Source organism: uncultured Cardiobacterium sp., from assembly GCF_938028825.1.
Classification (GTDB): Bacteria; Pseudomonadota; Gammaproteobacteria; order Cardiobacteriales; family Cardiobacteriaceae; genus Cardiobacterium.
In genome coordinates, this window is sequence record NZ_CALIZP010000045.1 from 18239 (window position 1) to 31361 (window position 13123).

Annotated in this window: 12 protein-coding genes; 8 read left to right on the top strand and 4 right to left on the bottom strand. The window is 59.7% G+C overall.

Annotated elements, in window-relative coordinates:
- Positions 1-7: 7 nt before the first annotated feature.
- Entirely contained in the window at positions 8-1663 is a 1656-nt protein-coding gene (leuA, locus tag Q0562_RS06920; RefSeq protein WP_298642935.1) for a 2-isopropylmalate synthase, read from the bottom strand.
- Between the two features lie 117 nt (positions 1664-1780).
- Between leuA and Q0562_RS06925 the strand changes: the two genes are divergently transcribed.
- The 4 genes from Q0562_RS06925 (at position 1781) to Q0562_RS06940 (ending at position 4076) form a co-directional block, all read left to right on the top strand.
- The gene (locus tag Q0562_RS06925) at positions 1781-2254 is read left to right on the top strand and encodes an Lrp/AsnC family transcriptional regulator (RefSeq protein ID WP_366144724.1); all 474 of its coding nucleotides are present in this window, start codon (positions 1781-1783) and stop codon (positions 2252-2254) included.
- 96 nt (positions 2255-2350) lie between these two features.
- Positions 2351-2950, top strand: a complete 600-nt coding sequence (locus Q0562_RS06930) for a phospholipid methyltransferase (protein ID WP_298642940.1) — start codon at positions 2351-2353, stop codon at positions 2948-2950.
- A 35-nt stretch (positions 2951-2985) separates the two neighbouring features.
- Entirely contained in the window at positions 2986-3453 is a 468-nt protein-coding gene (locus tag Q0562_RS06935; protein ID WP_298642942.1) for a transcriptional repressor, read from the top strand.
- A gap of 20 nt (positions 3454-3473) precedes the next feature.
- A complete protein-coding gene (locus tag Q0562_RS06940) occupies positions 3474-4076 on the top strand; it encodes an NAD(P)H-dependent oxidoreductase (RefSeq protein ID WP_298642945.1) in 603 nt (200 codons plus the stop codon).
- A 137-nt stretch (positions 4077-4213) separates the two neighbouring features.
- Here Q0562_RS06940 and Q0562_RS06945 read toward each other — a convergent pair whose 3' ends face one another.
- Positions 4214-4960 carry a DUF6683 family protein gene (locus tag Q0562_RS06945; protein ID WP_298642947.1) on the bottom strand — a complete coding sequence of 249 codons (747 nt, stop codon included), beginning with the start codon at positions 4958-4960 and terminating at the stop codon, positions 4214-4216.
- A 171-nt stretch (positions 4961-5131) separates the two neighbouring features.
- On the opposite strand from Q0562_RS06945, the gene prfB reads away from it, so the two are divergent.
- Positions 5132-6233 (top strand): peptide chain release factor 2 gene (gene prfB, locus Q0562_RS06950; RefSeq protein ID WP_298642950.1). Its coding sequence is split into 2 segments (ribosomal slippage): positions 5132-5203 and positions 5205-6233, totalling 1101 coding nucleotides; the frame shifts between segments, so codons are not numbered across the junction.
- Positions 6230-7732, top strand: a complete 1503-nt coding sequence (gene lysS, locus Q0562_RS06955) for a lysine--tRNA ligase (protein ID WP_298642952.1) — start codon at positions 6230-6232, stop codon at positions 7730-7732. Before prfB ends, lysS begins: the two co-directional genes overlap by 4 nt.
- 116 nt (positions 7733-7848) lie before the next feature.
- On the opposite strand, the gene Q0562_RS06960 is transcribed toward lysS, so the two are convergent.
- Positions 7849-8766 (bottom strand): restriction endonuclease, encoded by a 918-nt coding sequence (locus Q0562_RS06960; protein ID WP_298642955.1) that lies wholly within the window; start codon positions 8764-8766, stop codon positions 7849-7851.
- Positions 8767-8809: 43 nt separating this feature from the next.
- Positions 8810-11392, bottom strand: a complete 2583-nt coding sequence (gyrA, locus tag Q0562_RS06965) for a DNA gyrase subunit A (protein WP_298642957.1) — start codon at positions 11390-11392, stop codon at positions 8810-8812.
- Positions 11393-11680: 288 nt separating this feature from the next.
- Between gyrA and Q0562_RS06970 the strand changes: the two genes are divergently transcribed.
- Together Q0562_RS06970 and Q0562_RS06975 are read left to right on the top strand one after the other, a co-directional pair.
- Positions 11681-12283 (top strand): OmpA family protein, encoded by a 603-nt coding sequence (locus tag Q0562_RS06970; protein WP_298642960.1) that lies wholly within the window; start codon positions 11681-11683, stop codon positions 12281-12283.
- Positions 12284-12350: 67 nt separating this feature from the next.
- Positions 12351-13082 carry a glutamine amidotransferase gene (locus Q0562_RS06975; protein ID WP_298642963.1) on the top strand — a complete coding sequence of 244 codons (732 nt, stop codon included), beginning with the start codon at positions 12351-12353 and terminating at the stop codon, positions 13080-13082.
- The last annotated feature ends 41 nt before the right edge of the window (positions 13083-13123 follow it).

Here is a 13123-nt window from a genome sequence, read left to right on the forward strand (position 1 = left end):
ATGGGCATTACAGGATGTGCCCCGCCGCGACCAGGGTCGCGCGCAGCATGGCGCTGACGGTGTCCTGGCTGTATGCGATGCCGGTGTGCAGTGCGTCGTCAATCATGAGCTGCACGTAGGCGACCGCCTGGGCGTCGGTGGTTTTGCTCATCGCGTGTTCGGCGTAGTTGGCAACGCTGATGCGCTTGCCGCTGTGTTGTTGCAGGGCGTCGATGAAGGCGCCCATCGCCCCGCCGCCGTGGCCTTTGAGGATGATGCTGCTGCCGTCGGTGCGGGTGAGGTTCGCTTCGAGGTGGTGGTCCTGCCGTTCGAGGCGGCGGATGGCGTAGTCGTCCAGATGCAGCGGGCTGTCGTGCAGGTAGCTGTCTTCAAAGAGGGTGATGATGTCCCGGCTGCTCAGTTCTTTTTGGGTGCGTTCGCTTTCTTTCTGGACGTGCTGGGCGAAGTCGATTTGCAGCCAGCGCGGCACATTCAGGCCGTAGTCGCGCGCGAGGATGTAGGCGACGCCGCCTTTGCCCGACTGGCTGTTGATGCGCACCACATCCTGATAGCTGCGGCCGATGTCGAGCGGGTCAATGGGCAGATAGGCGATGTCCCAGATGCCGTCTTCCTGCGGTTTTTCCAGCGATTTTTTGATGGCGTCCTGATGCGAGCCGGAGAAGGCGGTGAAGACGAGTTCGCCGATGTAAGGGTGGCGCGGATGCACGGGCAGATTGTTGCATTCGCTGACGATGCGCACGATGTCGTTCATGCGGCTGAAATCGAGTTCGGGGTCAACGCCCTGCGAGTAGAGATTCATCGCCATGACCATGATGTCCATATTGCCGGTGCGTTCGCCGTTGCCGAGCAGGGTGCCTTCGACGCGATCCGCCCCCGCCATGACGGCGAGTTCGCCTGCGGCGACGGCGCAGCCCCGGTCATTGTGGGTGTGCACGCTGAGGGTGATGTGCTCGCGGCAGCCGAGGTGGCGGCAGAAATATTCAATCTGGTCGGCGTAGCGGTTCGGGGTGCAGGCTTCGACGGTATTCGGCAGGTTGAGGATGACTTTGCGCCCCGCCCACGGTTGCCACACCCGGCAGACGGCTTCGCAAACGGCAACGGCGAAGTCGGTTTCAGTCTGCGAGAAGCTTTCCGGCGAGTATTCGAAGATCCACTCGCTGTCCGGGTAACGCGCGGCGCGTTCTTGCAGCAGGGTCGCGCCCGCGACGGCGATAGCGGTGATGTCTTCTTTGCTTTTTTCATAGACTTTTTCCCGCTGTACGCGCGAGGTGGGGTTGTACAGGTGGACGATGGCGCGCTTGACGCCGCGCAGGGATTCGAAGGTGCGGTCGATGAGGTGTTCACGCGCCTGTACCAGCACCTGGATGGTCACGTCGTCGGGGATGTGGCCGCCTTCGATGAGCAGGCGGGTGAAGTCGTATTCGATTTGCGAGGCGGAGGGAAAGCCGATTTCGATTTCCTTGAAACCGCAGTCCACCAGAAGCTGAAAAAAGCGCAGTTTTTGTTCGATGGTCATCGGGTCGATCAGCGCCTGGTTGCCGTCGCGCAAATCAACGCTGACCCAGGTCGGGGCTTTGGTGATGGTTTTGTCCGGCCAGGTGCGGTCGGGCAGATGCGGGGCGAAGGCGAAAGGGCGGTATTTTTGATGATTGAAGCGGCTCATGGTGATGTCCTTTGTGATACAGGCGGCGCATTATAGTAGCTGTTAGCGGTGTTTTTTCACTTTTTATCGCGCGTTTTGTCGGTATAATGAGCTTTTTTCACCACTATCAGGATTTTTATGAGCGAAAATCACTTTATGCTGGATGAGATTGACCGCAAGATCCTGCGCATCCTGTCGGTCAACGGCCGCATCAATAATCTGGCACTGGCCGAGGCGGTCAATTTGTCGCCGACGCCGTGTGCGCGGCGGGTGCGCCGCCTGGAAGAAGCGGGCATTATCGAAGGCTACCGCGCGGTGCTCAACCGCAACGCCCTTGGTTTCGGCCTGAGCGTGTTCATCGCCGTCACGCTGGACAGCCATACGCCGGAACGCTTTGCCGCCTTTGAGGAGCAGGTCAAGTCCTTTCCCGAAGTGGTGCGGATGAGCATTGTCACCGGCCGTGCCGAGGATTATCTGTTGCAGGTGCTGGTCAGCGGCATGGAATCGTTTGAATCCTTCCTGCTGGGCAAATTGAGCCGCATTCCGGGCGTGATGAATGTGCATTCGAGTTTTGAAATGAGGAATGTGATTGACCGGCAGGCCCCCGCCTGATTGCCGGAAAACCGCATGGTTATCGGCCCGGCGCTGGTTTCATTGTGCCTGCGCGCGTATGATTCGTGCGTAACCGCTTCATCAACAGGATCTTTTATGACGAGAAACCGCAAAATCGCCAATCTGGTGAAAGAAACCGCCGGATTTTCCTATGAATTCATCCGGCACCCGAAAGGGGTGGGCAGCATCATTCCGTCTTCCCGTGCCCTCGCCCGCGCCATGCGCCGCACCGCGCAGGATTACGGGCATCCGGAAAGCATCGTGATCGAAGCGGGGGCGGGGACGGGGGCGATTACCCGCGAACTGGTCGCCCATTTCCCCCGCGAACGCCTGATTATCAATGAGCTCAACCCGCGCCTCGCCCGCCGCCTGCGTGACCGCTTCAAGGGCAGCACCATCCGCCGTGGTGGCGTTGAACAACTGGACATATGGACGCATCCGCAACCGAAAACCATCGTCTCTTCCCTGCCGTTCCGCTCGCTGCCGCCGGACATCGCGCACGGCATCGAAGCAATATTTTTCGCCGCCCTGCGCGAGGATCCCGCCAACGTGCTGGTGCAGTTCACCTACGGCCAGCGCTCGCCGCTGCACCTGCCGGAAGCAGCCGACATTTGCGCCGAAAAGGTCAACTACGCCTGGCTGAATTTCCCGCCCGCCCACGTTTGGGTGTACCGCCGCAAAGCGCAGGCGTCCTAGCGGCTTCCGTTCCCATCACCAAGCCCACCTCCCGCATGAATAAAAACCAGAAGAACGCCATCGTCCGCCAAATTGAGCAATATTGCATCAGAAACGGCGCCCGCCTCACCCCCATCCGCAAACAGGTGCTCGAACTCGTCCTTGACTACCCGAACGTGGTCAAGGCTTACGAAATCCTCGCCGACCTGCAAAAAAGCAAACGCAGCGCCGCGCCGCCGACCGTCTATCGCGCCCTCGATTTCTTCGTGCATATCGGCGTGCTGCACCGCGCCGAATCGCTGAACGGCTACGTCATTTGCAGCCACTTTGGCGAAGAACACACCAGCGTCATCCTGAACTGCACCGTCTGCGGCACCACCGAAGAACTCACCGCGCAAGAACCGGTGGACATCCTGCTCGCCTTCTGCCGCGAACGCGGCTTTACCGTGCAGGATGGCCCGCTGGTGCTGTCCGGCGAATGCGCGCGCTGTCACACCAAGCACACGGCGGCAAAAAGCGCCTAACCCATCCCGCAGGAGACCCCATGCAACCTGTCAGCGTCATTCTTGCCCATCCCTATGACCACAGCCTGAACGCCGCCATCGCGGCGACCGTCATCGCGACACTGCAACAGAACGGCTACAGCGTCCATTTTCACGATCTTTACCGGGAAGGCTTCAACCCGCTCATCAGCGGGCAGGAGCTGGTTGCGGACGACAGCAGCGACCCGCTCCTGCGGCAACACCAGGAAGAAATTGCCCGCGCGCACGGCATCATCATTGTCCACCCGAACTGGTGGGGGCAGCCGCCCGCCATCCTCAAAGGCTGGGTGGACCGCGTTCTGCGGGAACACGTCGCCTACACCTTCCCCGTCGGCGACAACGGCGGCGGCCTGCCCATCGGCCTGTTGCCGGCCAAAGCGGCGCTGGTTTTCAACACCTCAAACACCCCTGAGCAGCGCGAACACGAGGTCTTCGGCGACCCGCTGGAACGTATCTGGAAAGACTGCATCTTCGCCTTCTGCGGCGTTCACACCTTCGACCGCCTCATGTTCCGGGTCGTCGCCGACAGCGACCGGCAAACGCGGGAAGACTGGCTGCAACAGGCAGCAGACATGGTTGGCCAATACTTTCCCGCTCGCAGTTGACAGGCGGATGCGGCAGGCGCGGATAAGCACTGATGCCGTTCGTCCTACTTTTTTCCGAGTCTGATAAAAAGAAAGCCCCGTTACACGGGGCTTTCTTATTGCTGTCGTTAATGACAACGGATAGCGGGAAACATTCTTCAGCGATGGATTTCCAGACCGTTGCTGCCTTCCCGGATTTGTGCGGTGCTGAGGCCGAAAGACGTCAATACGTCATTGGCCTCTTTCGTCAAATCATTTAACGCCTGCTGATTGCCGGCATTGGCGGCTTCCATATACATGGCCATTTGCAGGCTGCCAATCCAGTAATACGTATCCGCTATCCGCTGTTTGTCGGCATCGGAGAGATGTTGCAGATAGCTGTCTTTATCCATCGCGGCCTGTATCTGTTCGACCATCGGGTGCGCTTTCACGGCGGCCAAATCCAGATTCCTGGCAATGCCGTAATTGATGGCCGTTACATACGCCATGGCAGTCGCAACGCTATTTGCATCATAACCATCTGACAACAGCGCATTTTTTACCCGCGAGATAAGGTAGCTGTTTTGCAACTGGGTGAGCTGCTGTTCGCTGTCTTCGCTGTATTTGCCGATGCTCTGCAAATGCTGGCGCAAGGCGTCAATCATTTTGGCGTCGATTTCTTCGGTGATGCTGTTGTCATTCCTGTATTTGGCGACTCCTTTTTGGGCAGCGGCAGGGGCTGCGGCCTTGCCGCCACCGGAATTGCCGTACCAGTTTTCATGATTGCGCTGGTTTTGGCGAAGCGTGGTATCGAAAGCGGCTTCGGCAAAATAGGTATCGAACCAGCCGTCATACAAGGCATTTGCCTGGGGAGCGGTCAGCATGAATCCGGCAGTGAGCAGCGGGGCGAATAAAGTGCGTTTCATCAACAAATCCTCAATAAATGGGTCAATTAATAACGCCTCGTATTCTAAATGGATAAATCAAGACGTGAAAGGCGGGCGCGGATTATGTTTCCGTAAACTCTCCGCGCATGGAAGCGGTGCGTCCCAATCCCTTATAATGCGGCGCTTTTTACAATACAGGCAGATCGCACTATGGAACTCAACCTCACCTACGAACGCATCAAAGACCTGCAAGCGCGCGAGGCGGCGCTCAGGGGGTATCTTTGACTACGCCGTAAAAGCCGAACGTCTCGAAGAAGTCGAACGCGAACTCGAACGCCCCGGCATTTGGGACAACCCCGAAGAAGCCACCAAACTCGGCCAGGAACGCGCCGCCCTCGTCAACGTCGTGCAAGGGCTGGATGCCATCAAACGGGGGCTGCAAGACGCCTTCGACCTCATCGAACTCGCCGAAGCCGAAGACGACGAAGCCACCGTCAACGCCGCCATCGCCGACATCGACAGCCACGAAAAACACATCGAAGACCTCGAATTCCGCCGCATGTTCGCGGGCGAACTCGATGCCAACAACGCCTTCCTCGACATTCAGGCGGGTTCCGGCGGCACCGAAGCGCAAGACTGGGCCTCCATGCTGCTGCGCATGTACCTGCGCTGGGGCGAGGCGCGCGGCTACAAAACCGAGCTCATCGAAGAATCCCCCGGCGATGTTGCCGGCATCAAATCCGCCACCATCCAGTTCAGCGGCGAATACGCCTACGGCTGGCTGCGCACCGAAATCGGCGTGCACCGCCTCGTGCGCAAATCGCCCTTTGATTCCGGCAACCGCCGCCACACCTCCTTTGCCGCCGTCTTCGTCTCGCCGGAAATCGACGACAACATTGAAGTGGACATCAACCCCGCCGACCTGCGTACCGACGTGTACCGCGCCTCCGGCGCGGGCGGCCAGCACGTCAACCGCACCGAATCCGCTGTGCGCATCACCCACATCCCCAGCGGCATCGTCGTGCAGTCGCAACAAGACCGCAGCCAGCACGTCAACCGCGACATCTGCATGAAGCAACTGCGCGCCAAACTCTACGACCTCGAACTGCAAAAACGCCGCGCCAGCGCGCAAGCCATCGAAGACAACAAATCCGACATCGGCTGGGGCAACCAGATCCGTTCCTACGTTCTCGATCAGTCGCGCATCAAGGACCTGCGCACCGGATATGAAACCAGCAACACCCAGGCCGTCCTCGACGGCGCCCTCGACCCATTCCTGCAAGCCAGCCTGAAACAGGGAGTAGAAGCATGACCACCCCGAACACCGCCCCCGCCGACGAAAACAAACTCATCGCCGAACGCCGGCAAAAACTCGCCGCCATCCGCGCGCGCGGCGTCGCCTTCCCCAACGACGCCCGCCCGACCCACAACGCCGCCGCCCTGCACGCCGCCTACGACAGCGTCGAAGACGCCGACACCCTGCGTAACGCGGGCGACATCACCGTCGCCGGCCGCATGATGCGCAAACGCGTCATGGGCAAAGCCAGCTTCTGCGAAATCCAGGACGGCAGCGGTGCGCGCATCCAGCTCTACCTCAGCCGCGACGACCTGCCCGAAGGCCGCTACGCCGACTTCAAAACCTGGGACGTGGGCGATACCCTCGCCGCCGACGGCCACCTCTTCCGCACCCAGACCGGCGAACTCAGCCTCCACCTGCGCGACATCCGCCTCTTGACCAAATCCCTGCGCCCGCTGCCGGAAAAATACCACGGCCTCACCGACCAGGAGACCCGCTACCGCCAGCGCTACGTTGACCTCATCATGAATGAAGACAGCCGCGCCATCTTCCTCACCCGCAACAAAATCGTGCGCTACATCCGCCGCTTCTTTGAAGAACACGCCTTCCTCGAAGTCGAAACCCCGATGATGCACCCCATCCCCGGCGGTGCCACCGCCCGCCCCTTCATCACGCACCACAACGCGCTCGACATGCCGCTCTACCTGCGCATTGCCCCCGAACTCTACCTCAAACGCCTCGTCGTCGGCGGCTTCGAGCGCGTCTTTGAAATCAACCGCAGCTTCCGCAACGAAGGCCTCTCCACACGGCACAACCCCGAATTCACCATGCTCGAATTCTACTGGGCCTACGCCGACTACCGTGACCTGATGAACCTCACCGAAACCCTCTTCCGGGGCATCAAGCGCGACGTGCTGGATAACCGGAACATCACCGCCGGCGGCGAAACCATCGATCTTGACCAGCCCTACGAACGCCTGACCATGCTGGATGCCATCCGCCGCCACGCCCCGGCATACAGCGAAAAACTGCACGACGCCGCTGCCCTTGCGGCCATTCTGCGTGACGAATACAAACAAAAAGTGGACGACAACACCCCGCTCGGCCACCTGCACACCCTGCTCTTCGAAGAAACCGCCGAGACCAGGCTCATCCAGCCGACCTTCATCACCGCCTATCCGGCGGTTGATTCCCCGCTGTCGCGCCGCAACGACGACAACCCCGACATTTGCGACCGCTTCGAGCTCTACATCGGCGGGCGCGAAATCGCCAATGGCTTTTCCGAGCTCAACGATGCCGAAGACCAGGCCGAACGTTTCCGCGCCCAGGCAGCGGCCAAAGACGCGGGCGACGACGAAGCCATGCACTACGACGCCGACTACATCCGCGCCCTCGAATACGGCATGCCGCCGACCGCCGGCGAAGGCATCGGCATTGACCGTCTCGTCATGCTGCTCACCGGCGCGCCCTCCATCCGTGATGTCATCCTCTTCCCGCATATGCGCCCGGAATAATCCTGCCGATGCGCGTCATAATAAAAAACCGCCCGAAAGGGCGGTTTTTTATGCGGCAAGGCCAGCATTTGCCGACTGATGGCAATTCCCGCACGGTTTGCAAAAAGCAGGAAGAATCACCCATTATCATTCTGCCATTCATCCCAAAAGTCCGTATCCATTTTCTTGATACTGAATATCTGCTCAGTTTGCATTCCCAGGTTGTAATCATAGATGTATTCCGCGAGTTTCATGCCATCAATCAGGACAATGCGGAGGTTGTGCAGTCCTTGTACATAATCTATGGCGCTTTTACTGTAACTCGCGGTCGTCATAAATACGCCTTTATCCGCGCGGACGCCGGATAGCGCACCAACAAAAGTCTGGATTTCGGGGCGGCCGATAGTAGTATCCCGTTTGTAGCGTTTGGCCTGGATGTAGATGCGCCCCAGTCCCAGCACGTCTTCTTTTATTTCGCCGTCAATGCCGCCGTCCCTGCTTTGCTGCGTGACACGGGCGGCTTCTTCTATTTCGCCACCGTATCCCATATTTTGCAGAAGCTGTATGACCAGCTTCTCAAAGGCAGTCGGGGTTTTGCTGAGGATGGTATCAAGAATGTCGTCGTAGATTTCCTGGCGAATGGATTTATAGGCGGCATCGAGTAATTCCTGTGGTGTTTGTTCTTCTATTTCTCTGGCTGCCTCTTGCTTTGCGTTTTTTTGCTGTTGCCTGTTTTTATCTTTGTTTTTGGCATAGGTACGCAATGCTGCCGCTGTTTTATGAATGTGTTTTTTCCCTTCTTCGCCAAGCAGATAATGCCCTCTGGATGCTTTATCCAATAAGCCGGTGCGGTAAAGCAGGCTGACTGCCCAGGAGATACGGTCACGGAATATGGGTCTTGGGTGTCCTGATTGGTATGGTTGCGCTATTTCTGCCTCTCCGAGATGAAATGCTTTGGCCAGGGGCCCGATAAGATCTGTTATTCGCCATGCGGGTTTGTCGGCTGCCCACTGGATGATGGGGTGCAGCAGCTCGTCATATTTGGGAATGGTCATTCCTGTCTCCAACGTTTGAAAAAGCGGGCTTGCGCCCGCTTTTTTATTCTGCGTTTTCGTCCGTATTTGTGCCTGCACCCTCGCCGCTGTCGTCTTCGCCTTCGGCGACGATTTTGGCGACGGCGATGAGTTTTTCGCTGCCGCTGGTGCGGATGAGGCGCACGCCCTGGGTGTTGCGGCCGCTGGTGCTGATTTCGGCGACGCGGGTGCGAACCAGGGTGCCGTTGTCGGTGACGAGCATGATGTGTTCGTCTTCTTGCACTTGCAGGGCGCTGACGGCGCGGCCGTTGCGTTCGCTGCACGCGATGGAGATGACGCCTTTGGTGCCGCGTCCTTTTTGCGGGTAGTCGGCAATCGGGGTGCGTTTGCCGTAGCCGTTTTCGGTGACGGTGAGGATGTCGCCGCTGTCGGCAACGACGCAGAGGGCGATGACGCGCTGGCCGTCGTCAATGTTCATGCCGCGCACGCCGGTCGCGTCGCGCCCCATGCTGCGCACGCTTGCTTCGGGGAAGCGCACGGCTTTGCCGGCGTCGGAGAAGAGCATGATGTCGCGGCCGCCGTCGGTGAGGGCGACGTCCACGAGTTCGTCGTCTGCGCGCAGGTTGATGGCGATGATACCGATACTGCGCGGTCGTGAGTAGTCGGACAGCGGGGTTTTTTTGACGGTGCCACTTTGGGTGGCGAAGATAAGGTAGCGGTCTTCGGGGTACTCGCGGGTGGTGAGCACGGCGTTCAGGCGCTCGCCCGGCTCGAAGGGCAGAAGGTTGACGATGGGTTTGCCTTTGGCGTTGCGCCCCGCTTGCGGCAATTCATACACTTTCAGCCAGTACACTTTGCCCCGGTTGGTGAAGCAGAGCATGGTGTCGTGGGTGTTGGCGATGATGAGTTGCTCGACGAAGTCTTCGTCCTTGACGGCGGTCGCCGACTTGCCTTTGCCGCCGCGTTTTTGCGCTTCGTAGTCCGAAAGCGGCTGCGCCTTGATGTAGCCTTCGTGCGAGAGGGTGATGACGCGGTCTTCTTCGGCGATGAGGTCTTCGAGCGAGAGGTTGAGGTGGGTGTCGAGGATTTGGGTGCGGCGCACATCGTTGTACTGGTTCTTGATGTCGCGCAGTTCTTCTTTGATGACTTCCAGCAGGCGTTCGGGGATTTGCAGGATGTCGAGCAGGGCTTCGATTTCGTGGATGATTTGCTGGTATTCGTCGAGGATTTTTTCTTGTTCGAGGCCGGTCAGGCGGTGCAGACGCAGGTCGAGGATGGCTTGCGCCTGTTCGGGCGAGAGGCGGTAGGCACCATCATGCAGGCCGTATTGTTTGGCAAGCCCTTCGGGGCGCGAGTTTTCGGCGCCGGCGCGGGCGAGCATATCGACGACTTGTCCCGCCGCCCAGCTTTTTGCAAGCAGGGCGTCTTTGGCCTCTGCGGGGCCGCTGGATTGTTTGATGAGTTCGATGACTTCGTCGATGTTGGCAAGCGCGATGGAGAGGCCTTCGAGGATGTGGGCGCGCTCGCGGGCTTTGCGCAGCTCGAAGATGGTGCGGCGGGTGACGACTTCGCGGCGGTGCGCGAGAAAGACGTTCAGCGCTTCTTTGAGCGGGAGCAGGCGCGGCTGGCCGCCGACCAGCGCCATCATGTTGATGCCGAAGACGACTTGCAGCTGGGTGAGCTGGAAGAGGTTGTTGAGGATGACTTCGGCGACTTCGCCCCGGCGCAGTTCGATCACCATGCGGATGCCGTCTTTGTCCGATTCGTCGCGCAGGGCGCTGATGCCGTCGATTTTCTTTTCTTTGACGAGGTCAGCGATTTTACCGAGCAGGTTGGCTTTGTTGACCTGGTAGGGCAGTTCGTCCACGACGATGGTCTGTTTGCCGCTGTGGTCGTCGGTTTCGATGTGGGTTTTGGCGCGGATGTAGATGCGGCCGCGCCCGGTTTCGTAGGCCTCGCGGATGCCGCGTGCGCCGTTGATGAGCGCGCCGGTGGGGAAGTCGGGGCCGGGGATGTAGCGCATCAGCGCGGCGGTGTCGGCGGCGGGGTGGTCGAGTAGGTAGAGGCAGGCGTCAAGGGTTTCGCCGAGGTGGTGCGGCGGGACGTTGGTCGCCATGCCGACGGCGATACCGGAGCTGCCGTTGACCAGCAGATGCGGCAGGCGGGCGGGGAGGACGACGGGTTCTTGCTGGCTGCCGTCGTAGTTCGGCGCAAAATCGACGGTTTCTTTTTCGATGTCGGTGAGCAGGCTGTGCGCGATTTTCGCCATGCGCGCTTCGGTGTAGCGGTAAGCGGCGGGCGGGTCGCCGTCCATCGAGCCGAAGTTGCCCTGACCGTCCACCAGCGGGTAGCGCAGCGAGAAGGGTTGCGCCATGCGCACCAGGGTGTCGTAAATGGCACTGTCGCCGTGCGGGTGGTATTTCCCCATCACGTCACCAACGATAGTCGCGGATTTGACGTATTTTTTGTTCCAGGCGTTGCCCTGTTTGTGCATGGAAAAGAGGACGCGGCGGTGCACCGGTTTCAGGCCGTCGCGCGCATCCGGCAGGGCGCGCCCGACGATGACGCTCATCGCGTAGTCCAGATAGGAGCTGCGCATTTCATCCACCAGATTGACCGGCAACACTTCTTTGGCAAATTCGCTCATGTATTTCTCTACCTTGTAGCGTAAAAACGCCCGCAGGGCGGGGCAAACGGCGCATATTTTAACATGAATGCGGATACGCCCCGTTTCGTGTCATTTCTACAACAAAACGCCGCCTGCGGTGTTGCTTTTACCGCATTTGCCTTTGCATTTTTGCAACAAAACCCGTATCATGGCGCGCGGATGGGTACCTCTTGCCTGTTCGTGGGCAGGGGTGCCGTCAATCTTGGACGGGCAGCCGTCCACCAAGTTCTTAACATTAACTTGCAAGTTTTGTTATGGGAGAAGTATATGAAACTTAAAAAACTGATTGCAGTTGCCGTACTTGCTGCCGGTGCAGCACCGGCATTTGCAGATCTGCCTGCAAACGAAGACCTGACTTCCGCCGGTGGGGATCTGGTCAAAAACCGTTGGGGCGAATGCGTTACCGTCAATGCCAACAAGGGCCTGACCGGTTGCGGCGTTCAACCGCCTGCGCCGGTGGAACCGCCTGTAATGGTCAAGCAAACCGAAACCATCACCCTGGCCGCCGACACCTACTTCGATTTCGACAAATACAACCTCAAACCCGCCGGTAAAGAAGCCCTGCAACAACTCGCAGGCGACCTGAACCAGCGTGGTGCGAACATCCAGAAAATTACCGTTGTCGGTAACACCGACTCCAAAGGCTCCGACGCGTACAACCAGAAACTGTCCGAACGTCGTGCCAACACCGTTGCCAACTACCTCGTGGAAAACGGCGTACCGCAGTCTTTGATCGAATCCTACGGTAACGGTGAACGCAACCCGGTTGCCACCAACAAAACCGCCGAAGGCCGTGCACAAAACCGTCGTGTAGATGTCACGGTTGACGGCCTCGTTGAGCGTGAAGTCGCTCAACCTGCTGCCCAATAAGCACAACCCCATCGCCGCCTAATCCACCCCCGCCAGACGGGGGTTTTTCATACATAAAAGAAGCTGCATGAAACCCCTCATCATCCTCAAACTCGGCGCGCCCAAGCCCGACATCATCGCCCGCCTCGGCCAGTACAGCGACTGGATCGCGCGCACCATCGCGCCGATGCAACACCCCGTGCGCGTGCTCGACATCATCGGCGGCGAGGCGCTGCCCGCCGTTAGCGATACAGCGGGCGTCATCCTCAGCGGTTCGGCGCACATGGTGCCGGAACGCCAGCCGTGGAGCGAAGCCACCCGCCGCTGGCTGCAACACGCCGTGCCCGCCGGGCTGCCCGTGTTTGCCATCTGCTACGGCCACCAACTGCTGGCGGACGCCTGCGGTGGCGAAGTCGGCGACAACCCGCGCGGGCTCGAAATCGGCAGCGCGACCATCACCCGCCTGCCCGCCTGCGACGACGATCCCATCTTCGCCGCCCTGCCCGCACACTTCACCGCCAACGTTACCCATTTCCAGTCCGTGCTGCGCCTGCCTGAAACGGCAACCCGCCTCGCCGCCAACGAACACGACCCGCATCAGGCCTACCGCATCGGCGCCCACGCCTGGGGCGTGCAATTCCATCCCGAATTCGATGCCGCCGCCATCCGCGCCCATATCGACGGCAGGCGCGATGTCATCAGCGCAGCGGGCCGCGACCCGGACGCCATCAGCGCCGCCGTTTGCGCCGAACATCCCGACGCCGCCGCCCTGCTGCTGCGTTTTGCCCGCTACGCCGCTGCCCGCAGCGGCATCATCTGAGCGGCACACCACCTCCCGTTTTTCTTGACCCACAAGGAGTC

Bases quoted from the DNA above. Each gene is read 5' to 3' on its own strand.
- Q0562_RS06960 (WP_298642955.1), bottom strand. From the start codon at position 8,766: ATGACCATTCCCAAATATGACGAGCTGCTGCACCCCATCATCCAGTGG.
- Q0562_RS06970 (WP_298642960.1), top strand. From the start codon at position 11,681: ATGAAACTTAAAAAACTGATTGCAGTTGCCGTACTTGCTGCCGGTGCA.
- gyrA (WP_298642957.1), bottom strand. From the start codon at position 11,392: ATGAGCGAATTTGCCAAAGAAGTGTTGCCGGTCAATCTGGTGGATGAA.
- Q0562_RS06935 (WP_298642942.1), top strand. From the start codon at position 2,986: ATGAATAAAAACCAGAAGAACGCCATCGTCCGCCAAATTGAGCAATAT.
- leuA (WP_298642935.1), bottom strand. From the start codon at position 1,663: ATGAGCCGCTTCAATCATCAAAAATACCGCCCTTTCGCCTTCGCCCCG.
- lysS (WP_298642952.1), top strand. From the start codon at position 6,230: ATGACCACCCCGAACACCGCCCCCGCCGACGAAAACAAACTCATCGCC.
- Q0562_RS06940 (WP_298642945.1), top strand. From the start codon at position 3,474: ATGCAACCTGTCAGCGTCATTCTTGCCCATCCCTATGACCACAGCCTG.
- Q0562_RS06925 (WP_366144724.1), top strand. From the start codon at position 1,781: ATGAGCGAAAATCACTTTATGCTGGATGAGATTGACCGCAAGATCCTG.
- Q0562_RS06930 (WP_298642940.1), top strand. From the start codon at position 2,351: ATGACGAGAAACCGCAAAATCGCCAATCTGGTGAAAGAAACCGCCGGA.
- Q0562_RS06975 (WP_298642963.1), top strand. From the start codon at position 12,351: ATGAAACCCCTCATCATCCTCAAACTCGGCGCGCCCAAGCCCGACATC.
- Q0562_RS06945 (WP_298642947.1), bottom strand. From the start codon at position 4,960: ATGAAACGCACTTTATTCGCCCCGCTGCTCACTGCCGGATTCATGCTG.